The 12,763-nt window shown below is 71.2% G+C and carries 13 protein-coding genes; 5 read left to right on the forward strand and 8 right to left on the reverse strand.

The features are described from left to right. Positions 1-52 precede the first annotated feature (52 nt). Positions 53-913: a dihydropteroate synthase gene (folP, locus tag ACZ7L6_RS11550; RefSeq protein ID WP_471922382.1), complete on the forward strand. Its 861-nt coding sequence runs from the start codon at positions 53-55 to the stop codon at positions 911-913. A 454-nt stretch (positions 914-1,367) separates the two neighbouring features. Here folP and ACZ7L6_RS11555 read toward each other — a convergent pair whose 3' ends face one another. After that, positions 1,368-2,126, reverse strand: a complete 759-nt coding sequence (locus ACZ7L6_RS11555) for an LOG family protein (RefSeq protein WP_471922383.1) — start codon at positions 2,124-2,126, stop codon at positions 1,368-1,370. A 175-nt stretch (positions 2,127-2,301) separates the two neighbouring features. Then, entirely contained in the window at positions 2,302-3,381 is a 1,080-nt protein-coding gene (dapE, locus tag ACZ7L6_RS11560; protein WP_471922384.1) for a succinyl-diaminopimelate desuccinylase, read from the reverse strand. 85 nt (positions 3,382-3,466) lie between these two features. Here dapE and ACZ7L6_RS11565 point away from each other — a divergent pair, with 85 nt between their 5' ends. Both ACZ7L6_RS11565 and ACZ7L6_RS11570 read left to right on the forward strand, forming a co-directional pair. Further along, a complete protein-coding gene (locus ACZ7L6_RS11565; RefSeq protein WP_471922386.1) occupies positions 3,467-4,432 on the forward strand; it encodes a heavy metal transporter in 966 nt (321 codons plus the stop codon). Positions 4,433-4,790: 358 nt separating this feature from the next. Beyond that, on the forward strand, positions 4,791-5,264 hold the full coding sequence (locus tag ACZ7L6_RS11570) for an ATP-binding protein (RefSeq protein ID WP_471922387.1): 474 nt from the start codon (positions 4,791-4,793) through the stop codon (positions 5,262-5,264). A 223-nt stretch (positions 5,265-5,487) separates the two neighbouring features. Here the strand turns inward: ACZ7L6_RS11570 and ACZ7L6_RS11575 are convergent, their stop codons facing one another. Together ACZ7L6_RS11575 and fdxA are read right to left on the reverse strand one after the other, a co-directional pair. Next, positions 5,488-6,582, reverse strand: coding sequence for a bifunctional succinyldiaminopimelate transaminase/glutamate-prephenate aminotransferase (locus ACZ7L6_RS11575; RefSeq protein ID WP_471922389.1), 1,095 nt, complete (start codon positions 6,580-6,582; stop codon positions 5,488-5,490). A gap of 131 nt (positions 6,583-6,713) precedes the next feature. Then, on the reverse strand, positions 6,714-7,034 hold the full coding sequence (gene fdxA / locus ACZ7L6_RS11580) for a ferredoxin (RefSeq protein WP_030929316.1): 321 nt from the start codon (positions 7,032-7,034) through the stop codon (positions 6,714-6,716). Between the two features lie 140 nt (positions 7,035-7,174). Here fdxA and ACZ7L6_RS11585 point away from each other — a divergent pair, with 140 nt between their 5' ends. Beyond that, complete coding sequence (locus ACZ7L6_RS11585; protein ID WP_471922391.1) at positions 7,175-8,161, forward strand: GNAT family N-acetyltransferase; 987 nt, start codon at positions 7,175-7,177, stop codon at positions 8,159-8,161. A gap of 52 nt (positions 8,162-8,213) precedes the next feature. Beyond that, positions 8,214-9,065 carry a transglutaminase family protein gene (locus ACZ7L6_RS11590; protein WP_471922393.1) on the forward strand — a complete coding sequence of 284 codons (852 nt, stop codon included), beginning with the start codon at positions 8,214-8,216 and terminating at the stop codon, positions 9,063-9,065. A 156-nt stretch (positions 9,066-9,221) separates the two neighbouring features. Here ACZ7L6_RS11590 and ACZ7L6_RS11595 read toward each other — a convergent pair whose 3' ends face one another. From ACZ7L6_RS11595 to ACZ7L6_RS11610, 4 genes are read right to left on the reverse strand one after another with little or no spacing between them, the layout of a single operon-like run. After that, positions 9,222-9,839, reverse strand: a complete 618-nt coding sequence (locus ACZ7L6_RS11595; protein WP_471922394.1) for a response regulator — start codon at positions 9,837-9,839, stop codon at positions 9,222-9,224. Further along, positions 9,836-10,999: a sensor histidine kinase gene (locus ACZ7L6_RS11600; RefSeq protein WP_471922397.1), complete on the reverse strand. Its 1,164-nt coding sequence runs from the start codon at positions 10,997-10,999 to the stop codon at positions 9,836-9,838. The genes ACZ7L6_RS11595 and ACZ7L6_RS11600 overlap by 4 nt, the downstream gene beginning before the upstream one ends. After that, on the reverse strand, positions 10,996-11,736 hold the full coding sequence (locus tag ACZ7L6_RS11605; protein ID WP_471922400.1) for an ABC transporter permease: 741 nt from the start codon (positions 11,734-11,736) through the stop codon (positions 10,996-10,998). The genes ACZ7L6_RS11600 and ACZ7L6_RS11605 overlap by 4 nt, the downstream gene beginning before the upstream one ends. Then, positions 11,733-12,641 carry an ABC transporter ATP-binding protein gene (locus tag ACZ7L6_RS11610; protein WP_471922402.1) on the reverse strand — a complete coding sequence of 303 codons (909 nt, stop codon included), beginning with the start codon at positions 12,639-12,641 and terminating at the stop codon, positions 11,733-11,735. The genes ACZ7L6_RS11605 and ACZ7L6_RS11610 overlap by 4 nt, the downstream gene beginning before the upstream one ends. Positions 12,642-12,763: the final 122 nt, after the last annotated feature.

The following is a 12,763-nucleotide window of genomic DNA, read 5'->3' on the forward strand; positions in this document are numbered from 1 at the left end:
GGCGGTCGATGGTCGGCGACTTGCCAGGACGTACTAGGAGAGGTCACAGGGGATGCTCAGGCTGGGCAGGCGTGAGTTCGACGCGCACGAGCCGGTGATCATGGCGATCGTGAACCGGACCCCGGACTCCTTCTACGACCAAGGGGCGACGTTCCGCGACGAGCCCGCCCTCGCGCGCGTGGAGCAGGCCGTGGCCGAGGGGGCGGCGATCATCGACATCGGTGGGGTCAAGGCCGGGCCGGGGGAAGAGGTGACCGCCGAGGAGGAGGCACGGCGGACGGTCGGGTTCGTGGCCGAGGTGCGGCGGCGGTTTCCGGATGTCGTGATCAGCGTGGACACCTGGCGGGCCGACGTGGGGGCGGCGGTGTGCGAGGCCGGGGCGGATCTGCTGAACGACGCGTGGGGTGGGGTGGATCCGGGGCTGGCGGAGGTCGCCGCGCGGTACGGGGTGGGGCTGGTGTGTACGCATGCGGGGGGTGCGGAGCCGCGGACTCGGCCGCATCGGGTGACGTACGACGACGTCATGGCCGACATTCTGCGGGTGACCGTGGGGTTGGCGGAGCGGGCGTTGGCGCTGGGGGTGCCGCGGGAGTCGATTCTGATCGATCCCGGGCACGACTTCGGTAAGAACACGCGGCACAGTCTTGAGGCGACTCGGCGGTTGGGGGAGATGGTCGAGACGGGGTGGCCTGTGTTGGTGTCGCTGTCGAACAAGGACTTTGTCGGGGAGACGTTGGACAAGCCGGTGAAGGAGCGGGTGGTGGGGACCTTGGCGACGACTGCGGTGTCGGCGTGGTTGGGGGCGCAGGTGTACCGGGTTCATGAGGTGGCGGAGACGCGGCAGGTCCTGGACATGGTGGCGTCGATCGCGGGGCATCGGGCTCCGGCGGTGGCGCGTCGGGGGCTGGCCTAGGCCGTCGGGCCCACCTGGCGCAGGCAACTTTCCTCGCCCCCGCCGCCCCTACCCGTCCCATCCTTGAAGGGGCTCCGCCCCTTCCACCCCGCCAGGGGGCTCCGCCCCCTGGACCCCCGTCGGCCCCGAAAGGGCCTCGTCCTCAAACGCCGGACGGGCTGGCAGACGCGGACCGGCGTCGAGAGGGCTCGGTTCGGCATCGCCCCTGAAGGGGCGCGGGGAACTGCGCGACCAGCCCACTGCGGCCGTTGGCCGCGCAGTCGGCGGCAAGCCACCGCGGCGCGGGCGGAGTGTCGGCGGGGTCTGGGGCGGAGCCCAGGGGGCTTTCGAGCTCAGCCTCTTGAGAGACCGAGTCGGGTGGGCTGACGCCCCCGGGGTCCAGGGGGCGGAGCCCCCTGGTGCCGGGCCCCGTAGGCACCGTCCCCCGGCATACGCCCCGCGCGAGCGGCCCGCGCTAGCGGCCCGCCTCCTTCGACACCAGCGCCACCGCCTCGTCCACGTCGTCCGTGACGTGGAACAGCAGCAGGTCCTTCTCCGATGCCTTGCCCTGGGCCACCAGCGTGTTCTTCAGCCAGTCGACCAACCCGCCCCAGTACTCGCTGCCGAACAGGACGATCGGGAAGCGGGTGACCTTCTGGGTCTGGACGAGGGTGAGGGCCTCGAAGAGTTCGTCGAGGGTGCCGAGGCCGCCGGGGAGGACCACGAAACCCTGGGCGTACTTGACGAACATCATCTTGCGGACGAAGAAGTACCGGAAGTTCAGGCCGATGTCGACGTAGGGGTTCAGGCCCTGCTCGAAGGGGAGCTCGATGCCGAGGCCGACCGAGATGCCGCCCGCCTCGCACGCGCCCTTGTTCGCCGCCTCCATGGCACCGGGGCCACCGCCCGTGATCACCGCGAAGCCCGCCTCGACCAGGCCGCGGCCGAGGCGCACCCCCGCGTCGTACTCGGGTGAGTCGACCGGTGTGCGCGCCGAGCCGAACACGCTGATCGCGGACGGGAGTTCGGCGAGGGTCCCGAAGCCCTCGATGAACTCCGACTGGATGCGCAGGACGCGCCACGGGTCCGTGTGGACCCAGTCGGACGGCCCGCCCACGTCCAGCAGCCGTTGGTCGGTCGTACTCGCCGTCACCTGGCTCCGCCTCCGGATGACCGGTCCCAGGCGCTGCTCCGACGGTGGCTGCTTCTTCCCCTCGGGGTTGCCGGTAGCCATGTACGCTCCCTCCGCTGCGGGGCCTGCGCGACTTGCAGGTCGTTCCACCTCAGCGTAGATCCACCCGGGTTACGGACGGGGGACGTGAGCATGACCGCCATGAACCGCCATGGAGGGGAGTGACGTCCCGGCGCCCGTCCTCAGGCACCATGCCCCCGGCGCCGTGCCCCCGGCACTACGCCGTGAGCCAGGCCCTCAGCCGCTCCTCCCCCGCCAGGATCTTCGCGGTTTCCACCCGTTCGTCCCGCTTGTGCGCCAAGTGCGGATTGCCGGGGCCGTAGTTGACCGCCGGGATGCCCAGGGACGAGAAGCGGGAGACGTCCGTCCAGCCGTACTTGGGGCGCGCGGTGCCGCCGACCGCCGCCATGAACGCCGCGGCCGCCGGGTGGGACAGGCCCGGCAGCGCGCCGCCGCTGTGGTCGTCCACCACGAACTCCTCGACGCCGCAGTCGGCGAACACCTCGCGGACGTGCGCGACGGCCTCCTCCTCGGTACGGTCCGGCGCGTAGCGGAAGTTGACGGTCACGACGCATTCGTCGGGGATGACGTTACCGGCGACGCCGCCGGAGATGCCGACCGCATTGAGGCCCTCCCGGTACTCCAGGCCGTCGATCACCGGGTAGCGGGGTTCGTACGAGGCCAGCTTCGCCAGGATCGGGGCCGCCGCGTGGATCGCGTTCGAGCCCATCCAGCTGCGTGCGGAGTGGGCGCGCTCGCCCGTCGTCTTCAGCAACATCCGCAGCGTGCCCTGGCAGCCGCCCTCCACCTCGCCGTCGGACGGCTCCAGCAGCACCGCGAAGTCGCCCTCCAGCCACTCCGGACGGTTCTCGGCGACGTGCTTGAGGCCGTTGAGGTCCGCGGTCACCTCTTCGTTGTCGTAGAAGACGAAGGTCAGGTCGCGGTTGGGGGCCGGCACCGTGGCCGCGATGCGCAGCTGGACCGCGACGCCCGACTTCATGTCGCAGGTGCCGCAGCCCCACAGGACGCCGTCCTCGTCCAGCCGCGACGGGACGTTGTCCGCGATCGGCACCGTGTCGATGTGGCCGGCGAGGATCACGCGCTCCGGCCGCCCCAGGTCGGTCCGCGCCACGACGTTGTTGCCGTACCGGTCGACCGTGAGGTGCGGCAGGGCGCGCAGCGCGGCCTCGATGGCGTCCGCGAGGGGCTGTTCCGTACCGCTGACGGAGGGGAAGTCGACGAGCTGCGCGGTGAGCTTCGCGGCGTCCAGCGTGAGGTCAAGAGAGGTGTCGGCCATGGTGCCGACCCTAACGCGCGGGGCCGTCGGCCCACTTTTCCCACGGACCCCATACCACTCAGTAACCTCGGCTACCTTGTAGGACGTGCCAGAGCTGTCTCCCTCCTGCAAACGTCGTGGCCGCCTCCTGCGTCGCGGGGCGGCCTTCATGGTCCTGCTCGCCGTCGCGGGGTACCTCGCGGTGCAGTACGTCACCGGAGGCACGGGGGCGCCGGGCTGCGCGGTCGTCTCGGGCAAGAGCGACGGCGCGCGGTACGAGTTCACGCCGGAGCAGGCGGTGAACGCCGCGACGATCGCCGCCGTCGGCACCGGTCGCGGGCTGCCCGAGCGAGCCGTGACGATCGCGCTCGCCACCGCCCTGCAGGAGTCGGGGCTGCGCAACATCAGGCACGGTGACCGTGACTCGCTGGGCCTGTTCCAGCAGCGGCCCTCGCAGGGCTGGGGCACGGAGAAGGAGATCCTGGACCCGATCTATTCGTCCGGCATCTTCTACGAGCACCTGGTCAAGGTCCGCGGCTATACGGAGCTGCCGCTCACCGTCGCCGCGCAGCGCGTCCAGCGCAGCGGCTTTCCGGAGGCGTACGCCAAGCACGAACCGGACGCGACACTGCTCGCCGCAGCCCTCACCGGGCGTTCGGCCGCGACACTGACCTGCGAGGGGCGTCCCGGGGGCACGCGGGTCGCGGGTCCGGACGCCGTACGGGCGGCGCTCGCCAGGGACTTCGGGCGGCTGGAGTCGACCGCCGCCGAGCTGGGCTCCGCACAGGCCACCCCCACCCCCTCCGTGATCGAGGGCGACGGGAACACCGTCCTGCTGCCCGTGACCGCCGACAAGGGTTCCGGCGGCGGACGCGGTGTCCCCGAGCGTGGGTGGCAGCTGGCCCACTGGGCCGTGGCCAACGCTTCCGACCTGCACATCCAGCGGGTGTCGTACGCCGGGCAGGAGTGGACCGCCGGGAACACCGACAGCCAGTGGCGTGCGAGCGCGGCGCCGGGGGGCTCGGGGGCCGAGAGCGGGCTGGACTCGGTCCGCATCATCACGACTCACTAGTGCGGGAAGCGGCGCGCGCAGCCGTTCGGGGACTCACTCCCGCGGGTTACCCGGGGCGCCGGTCGGCAACGGTGTGCGCAGGTTTTCGCGCAGTCACCCTCGCATCCGTCAAATGCCTTGAGAACAAAGGGCTGTAAGGATTCGGCAGGCTTTCCGGCGGGGCGCCTTTTGACCGTTTTTATCCGCAGCCGATAATGCGACGCATTGCCAACTCTTTACGTTGCGGCGCCGCAACCTTCGAGGGCTTCGAGCGGTAGTCACTGCGTCCGAGCCCGGAGATCAACAGCCAGTCGGTCAACTGCCGGGCGTGGTCGGACACTTCATCGTTCTCATCCGACATATCCGTCGAAGGAGCATCATGTCCCTCCCCCTGACCCGCCGGATCGCCCGTGCCGCGCTGCTCGTCGCTGCGGGAGCGGCTGCCGGGGTCGGTGCGGCCGGCTCCGCCAGCGCGGCCCCCGAACTGCCCGACGCCTCGAAGGTCGGCGGGCTGACCGCCCTGGACGGCGCGAGCGTCGTCGACGGCGCGGCTCAGAACGCCACCGGGATCGCGGGTGGCGCCGTCGACACGACGGTCGACAAGGCGCTGCCGACCGCGACGAAGGCCGGCGACAAGGTGACCAAGACCGGCGGCAAGACCGCGAAGAAGGCGGTGCCGACCGCGGCCAAGGCCGGCAGCAAGGTTGCGAAGAAGGCGACGCCTGCGGCGCAGGAGACCGCGGGGGGTGTGGCCGGGTCGGTCGGGACCGTCCTCGGTGACGCGGCCGGTGCGGCCACGCAGACGACGCCTAAGACCGGGTCGCTGCCGGTGCAGGCGCTTCCGCTCGGCTGACGTTCGCTGCGCGTGGCTTGAGCCGCCGACGGGGCCCAGGGAGCTTCCCTGGGCCCCGTCCGCATTTGCATGCCTGGCGTGCCTACGTCGGCAGGGGCCGGGGCGTTTTCTGAGCCGCGCCCGGCGCTGCAGGCTGTGGCCACCCGTTCCGCCCTGCGGAACGACTGCCCACAGCGGTAGCAGCGGCACAGCGGTAGCTGCGCAGCGGCGGCTGTCGGCGCCGTTACGCCAGGCGCTGTACCGCCGCCCGCACCCGCTCGTCCGTTGCCGTGAATGCCACGCGTACGTGTTGGGCGCCTGCCTCGCCGTAGAAGTCGCCCGGGGCGACCAGGATGCCGAGGTCGGCCAGGTGGGCGACCGTGGTCCAGCAGGACTCGTTCTTCGTGGCCCAGAGGTAGAGGCTGGCCTCGCTGTGTTCGATGCGGAAGCCGTGGCGCTCCAGGGCGTCCCGGAGGGCGGTGCGGCGGGCCGCGTAGCGGTCGCGTTGGATGCGGACGTGTTCGTCGTCGCCCAGGGCCGCGACGACCGCCGCCTGGGTGGGCGCCGGCGTCATCATGCCGCCGTGCTTGCGGATCTCCAGGAGGGGTGACAGGACCGCCGGGTCGCCGGCCAGGAACGCGGCGCGGTAGCCCGCGAGGTTCGAGCGCTTGGACAGCGAGTGGACCGCGACGATGCCCTCGTACGAGCCGCCGTTCACATCCGGGTGCAGGACCGAGACCGGGTCGGCCTCCCAGCCCAGCTCGAGGTAGCACTCGTCGGAGAAGATCAGGATGCCGTGCGAGCGGGCCCAGGCCACGATCCGGGTGAGCTCCGACTTGGAGAGGACCTTGCCCGTGGGGTTCGACGGCGAGTTCAGCCAGAGCAGCTTCAGGCCCTCGGGGTCCAGCTCCGTGGGGTCGTCGTACACCTCGTAGTCGGCACGGGCCAGACGGGCGCCCACCTCGTACGTCGGGTAGGCCAGCCGTGGGTAGGCCACCTTGTCGCCGGGGCCGAGGCCGAGCTGGGTGGGGAGCCAGGCGACCAGTTCCTTGGAGCCGACGATGGGGAGCACGTGGCGGTGGGTGACCTCGCGGGCGCCCAGGCGGCGCTCCACCCAGCCGGTGATCGCGTCACGCAGCGCCGGGGTGCCCCAGACCGTGGGGTAGCCCGGGGAGTCCGCCGCGTCGATCAGAGCCTTCTGGATCAGCTCGGGGACCGGGTCGACGGGCGTGCCGACGGAGAGGTCGACGATGCCGTCCGGGTGCGCGGCGGCCGTCTTCTTGTACGGCTCCAGCTTGTCCCAGGGGAAGGTCGGAAGGCGGTCGGAGACTGCGGACACGGGATCTGGCTCACTTTCTGGTACTGCTGCCGGTACTGCCGGATACGGCAACGCCTCGGTCCCGTACGGCGATCAAGGCGATCAGGCCGTACGGGACCGAGGCGGCACGCTGTGCGGGTCGCCGGTGAGGATTACTCGGCCTGCGGCGGCAGCGCGGCGATGAAGGGGTGGTCGCGCTCGATCAGACCCAGCTTGCTGGCACCACCGGGCGAGCCGAGCTCGTCGAAGAACTCGACGTTCGCCTTGTAGTAGTCCTTCCACTCCTCCGGAGTGTCGTCCTCGTAGAAGATCGCCTCGACCGGGCATACCGGCTCACAGGCACCACAGTCGACGCATTCGTCCGGGTGGATGTACAAGGACCGCTGGCCCTCGTAGATGCAGTCGACCGGGCACTCCTCGATGCACGCCTTGTCCTTGACGTCGACACAAGGCTGCGCGATGACGTAGGTCACGCTGTCGTTCCTCCTCGATAGGGCGCTGGCGGGCCTCCTCAGGCTCCGCCGCCTGGCGCGCGGGAGCGCGGCGTCGTCGATGCCCGCCCCTAGTATCTCCGTTCTTGGGCATGATCCGAACAGGAGGGGTGAACTGACCTGTGGAAATCTCTGCGACAGGGCGCCTTGAGGTCCGTATCACCGCTGCTGACGTGGGCAAACGGGTCTCTGTACGCCGCCTGAACGATCCTGCGGCTCCGGGTGAGAAGTTCACCGACACGGTGGGTGTTCTCGCATCCTGGGACGACGGTGTGCTGCTGATCACACGGAAGAGTGGCGAGACCGTCCGCATCGCGGAATCCTCGCTGGTCGCGGGGAAGGTCGTGCCGAGCGCCCCGGCCCGTCGCCGGCGTCCCTCCGCGTCGTACGAGGAACTCGCGCACGTCGCCACGCGCGCGTGGCGGCCCGTGGAGAGCGAACGGCTCGGCGAGTGGGAGCTGCGGGCCGCGTCCGGGTTCACCCGCCGCGCCAACTCGGTGCTGCCCCTCGGCGACCCCGGGATGCCTCTGGAGGCCGCGCTCGACGTCGTACGGCGCTGGTACGGCGACCGTGGGCTCCCCGCGTACGTCCAGACCGCGACGGGAGCCGAGGGCACGCAGGAACTGCTGTGTGCGGAGCTGGAGCGGCTGGGGTGGGTGCGTGAGGTGTCCGCCGAGATGTGGATCGGGGCGCTGGCGCCGGTCGCCGACCGGGACGAGGGCGCCGGAGTGGTGCTGTCCCGGGAGGCGGACGAGGCTTGGCTTGCGCGGTATCAGCGCAAGGGGGTGAGCGAGGTGGCCCTGAAGGTGCTGGGCAGCGGGCCGTCGGTGTGGTTCGCGACGGTTCCGGGTGCGGCGGGTGCTGACGCGATCGGGCGGTGTGTCGTGGACGGGCGGTGGGCCGGGTTCGCCGCCGTGGAGGTGGATCCCGCGCTGCGGCGACAGGGTCTGGCCACCCGGGTGATGGCCGCGCTGGCCCGGCAGGCGCTCGACGAGGGGGCGTCGGCGGCGTGGCTGCAGGTCGAGACGGAGAACGCGGGGGCGCGGGAGCTGTACGCGGGGGTGGGGTTCGCCGCGCATCATGCGTACCACCACTATCGATCACTGTGAGCAATCGCCGTCAGCTGCGGTACGGATCGCCGTGAAAGGGCACGAGCCAGCTATGCGTCCCCCCTATCCCCCGTCACCCGAGCGCTCCGCCGAGCTGCGGCGGCGGTTCGCCGAAGAGGCGCGGTCCGAGCGGCCCGATCTGTCCCTGCTCTGTCTGCTGGTGGGGGCCGAGGCGGACGGGGCGCTGGACGAGGCGGGGATGGACGCGGTGCAGGTGGAGCTGGACGGGCTGGCAGGGCGGCTGCCGTTCCGGCCCGGGGGGCCGCGGGCGTGGGCGGTCGCCCTGCGGGAGCTGCTCGGGGAGCGGTACGGGTTTCGCGGCTCCGCCGCGGACTATCAGCGGCTGGAGTCGTCGTTGCTGCATCAGGTGCTGGTGCGGCGCAGGGGGCTGCCGATCCTGCTGTCGGTGGTGTGGATGGAGGTCGCCCGGCGGGCGGGGGCACCGGTGTACGGCGTGGCTCTGCCCGGGCACTTCGTCGTGGGGTTCGGTCCGGCCGATGAGCAGGTGCTCGCCGACCCGTTCGACGGGGGGCGGGTACTGACGGGGGGCGATGCGGAGATGCTGGTGGCGGGGGCCACGGGGGCTCCGCTGGATCCGTCGATGTTGACGCCGACCGATCCCCTGGATGTGGTGCTGCGGATTCTGAACAACGTCCGGGCCTGGGCGGCGACGCGGCCTGAGCGGACGGATGTGGCGTTGTGGGCGGTGGAGTTGTCGCTGTTGTTGCCGTCGCATCCGGCTCGGTTGCGGTTCGAGCGGGCGCAGTTGCTGGTGCAGCGGGGTGACTTCGTCGAGGGGGCCGTGGAGTTGGAGGGGTACGCGGAGTTGATCAGTGCGGTGGATGCTGCCGCGGCGGAGCGGGTGCGGGGGCAGGCTCGGGCGGCTCGGGCGATGTTGAACTGACGGTTCGCCTATTCGCCGTGGGGGAGCCTGTTGTCGTGCGACTGCGGGTTTGTTGTGGCTGGTCGCGCCCACGCGGCGGAGCCGCATATCGACACAGCCCCGCGCCCCTTGGGGCGTTGTCCCCGGCCGACGATTCAGCACCAACCCTTCTCCCGCTTACAACCAACCCTTCTCCCTCGCGATCCTCACCGCCTCCGCCCGGTTGCGTACCGCCAGTTTCTGGATCGCCGTCGAGAGGTAGTTCCGGACCGTGCCCTGGGACAAGTGCAGGGCCGCTGCCAGTTCGGCGTTCGTGGAGCCGTCCTCCGCTGCTCTCAGGACCTCTCGCTCGCGGTCCGTCAGCGGGTTGGCGCCCTCGGCAAGGGCCGCTGCCGCCAGGGTGGGGTCGATGACGCGTTCGCCTGCGAGCACCTTGCGTACCGCCTCGGCCAGCTGGGCCGCGGGGGCGTCCTTGACCAGGAAGGCGTCGGCGCCCGACTCCATCGCGCTGCGGAGGTAGCCGGGGCGGCCGAAGGTGGTGAGGATGACCAGCTTCACGGCCGGCAGCTCCTTGTGCAGGAGGGCCGCCGCCTCGATGCCGGTGGCGCCGGGCATCTCTATGTCGAGAAGGGCCACGTCCACGTCGTGCGCGCGGGCCGCCGCCAGGACCTCGTCGCCGCGGGCCGCCTGGGCGACGACCTCGATGTCGTCCTCCAGGCCGAGCAGGGCGGCCAGGGCCTCGCGGACCATCGACTGGTCCTCGGCGAGCAGGACCTTGATCGTGCGGCTCGTCATGGGGCGGATCCTATGTCGGCGGCCGGGCCCGCCGGCACGCGGGCGACCAGGCGGAACCCCTGCCTGGACCCGCCCGCCTCCAGCGTGCCGCCCGCCTTCTCCAGGCGTTCGGTGAGGCCGGTGAGACCGTTGCCGGGACCGTCGCCCGAGCTGCCGGAGCCGTTGTCCTCGACGGAGAGTTCGAGCACCGGTCCGTCGAGGGTCTGGCGGCGGACCAGGTCGACCGTGCAACGGGCGGCTCCGCTGTGCCGTACGACGTTGGTGACGGCCTCGCGCAGCGCCCAGGCGAGGGCCGACTCGCTCTCCTCGGGGACACCGGTGAGGTCCAGGTCGGCGGCGGGCAGGCCCGCGGTGACCCCGGCCGCCGTCAAGGCGGCCTTGGCGCCGGCGAGTTCGCCGGCCAGGCGGGGGCGCCGGTAGCCGGTCACCGCCTCGCGTACGTCCACCAGGGCCTGGCGGCTGACCTGTTCGATGTCGGCGACCTGCTGGGCCGCCTTGTCGGGGTGGTCGGGGAGCATACGGCCCGCCAGCTCGCTCTTGAGCGTGATCAGCGAGAGCGAGTGGCCCAGCAGGTCGTGCAGGTCCCTGGCCAGGCGCAGCCGCTCCTCGTTGGCGGCCAGGTGGGCGACCGTGGCGCGGGCCTCGCGCAACTCGATGGTCGTGCGGATCAGTTGGCGTACGCCGGACATGGAGAAACCACCGAGGAGGGCCGGGAAGAGCAGGCCCCACAGGAACGAGGTGCCGCCGGGGACCGCGAGGGCGACCCCGGTGAGCAGGGCGGACACGGTCGGGATGGTCCAGCGGGCGAGGTGGAACGGGAGGGCGGCACCGGAGGAGATCGCCACGTACACGAACAGGACGAGCCACTCCCGGCCCAGGGTCAGCGCCAGGACGGTCGACTGGGTGGCCAGGACCGCCACCGAGCCGAGCACCACGCCGCTGGTCTCGCCCCGCCCGGTACGGAAGACGAGGGCGAAGTACCAGGCGACGAAGGCGACCAGGCCGATCCAGCCGAGGACGACGACGCCGTCGCTGTGTCCGCCGTGCAGCAGGTCACCCACGGGTGCGCTCAGGTACGCGAGCCAGATCCCGATCCAGAGGAACTTCACGACCTGCTGTCTGCGGTTCTGCGGGCGCTGCCCGATGCCGACGCTGCTCACGCCTTCAGCGTGTCCTTCCGGTACAGCCAGGCCGCGCCGCCGGTGAACAGGGCGAAGAAGACGGCGAGGATGGCGATGTCCTTCGCATGGGGGGCCTGGCTCTGTTCGATCGCCTGCCCGAGGGCAGCGTACGCGTGCGTGGGCACCCAGGTGGCGATGTCCTGCAGCCAGGACGGGAAGGACGTGGTCGGCATCCACAGGCCGCCGAGGATGGACAGCCCGAAGTAGGTGATCATCGTGATCGGGCGGACCGCATCCCCGCTCGCGAGGTAGCCGAGGGCGACGCCGAGCGCGGCGAAGACGAGGCTGCCGGCCCAGATCGACCCGGTGAGCGCCAGCCACTGCCAGGCGTCCAGGCGGACGTCCTTCACGATCGCGGCGACCGCGAAGACGATCACGATGGACGGCAGGCTGACCACGGCGGCACTCGCGGTCTTGGCCAGGACGTATCCGCGGCCCGGCAGGGTCGTCAGCCGCAGTTGGCGTACCCAGCCGCTCTCGCGCTCCTTGGCGATGCGCTCGCTGTTGCCCATCAGGACGGCCGTCAGGGCGCCGAAGGAGGCCATCGAGACCATCATGTAGGTCGGCAGGGTCAGGCCCGTGCCGTCGATCTTCGTCGTCGTGTCGGCGGTGCCCGCGATCAGCAGGAACAGGATGGACGGGTAGAGCACCGAGAAGAAGAGGAACTTGCGGTTACGCAGAGCGCGGTTGAGTTCCAGCCGGATCAGGCTCTTCATGACGTACGCGCCTCCTCGGCGGTGGTGATGGCGACGAACGCCTGCTCCAGTCCGAGCCCGGCGACTTCGAGGTTGCGGGGGTAGAGGCCGAGGCCGTAGAGGGAGTGGACCGTGGCGTCGGCGTCGGAGGACTGGATGCGGACGGTCCGGCCGGATATGTCGAGCGTCCTGAGGAAGGGCAGCGACCGCAGCGCGGCCTCGTCGACCGGGCCGTCGGGCAGGTCGAAGGAGATCCTGCGGGCCCCCGCCTTGGCCTTGATCTCGGCCGCGGTGCCGTCGGCCAGCAGGCGGCCGCGGTGCAGCACCAGCACGCGGTCGGCGACGGCGTCGGCCTCTTCCAGGTAGTGGGTGGCGAAGAGGACCGTGCGGCCCTGCTCGGCCTGTTCGCGCATGGTGGCCCAGAAGGCCTGGCGGGTGGTGACATCCATGCCGGTGGTCGGCTCGTCCAGGACGATCAGGTCGCTGTCGCCGGCGGTCGCGAGGGCGAAGCGGACGCGCTGGGCCTGGCCGCCGGAGAGCTTGTCGACCTTGCGGTCGGCGATCTGCGCGATGCCCGCGCGGGCCAGTACGTCGGAGACCTTGTACGGCCTCGGGTGCAGGTCACAGGCGAGCCGCACCAGTTCGGCGACAGTGACCTCGTCCATCAGCCCGCCGCTCTGCAGCATGGCGCCCACCCGCCCGGCGACGATGGCCTCGCGCGGCTCGGTGCCGAAGATCCGCACCGTGCCGCTGTCGGGCTGCCTGAGGCCGAGCAGCAGATCGAGCGTGGTCGACTTGCCGGCCCCGTTCGGGCCCAGCAGCGCCACGGTCTCCCCCGGATGCAGGGCCAGGCTCAGCCCGTCCACGGCCCTGACCTCGCCGTATGCCTTGCTCACCTGGTCGAATGCGACCACTGTCGTCGTCATGCGATCCAGAGTGGCCTTCGGGGCCCCTCGCCCGGCAGTGTCGGCGGTCCTGACTGCCGGATGACAGATGTCATACGACGACCAGGGGCACCCGGCGAGTGCCGGGTGCCCCGGTGGTCCGA

It is taken from the genome of Streptomyces sp. NPDC107522 (genome assembly GCF_055657525.1).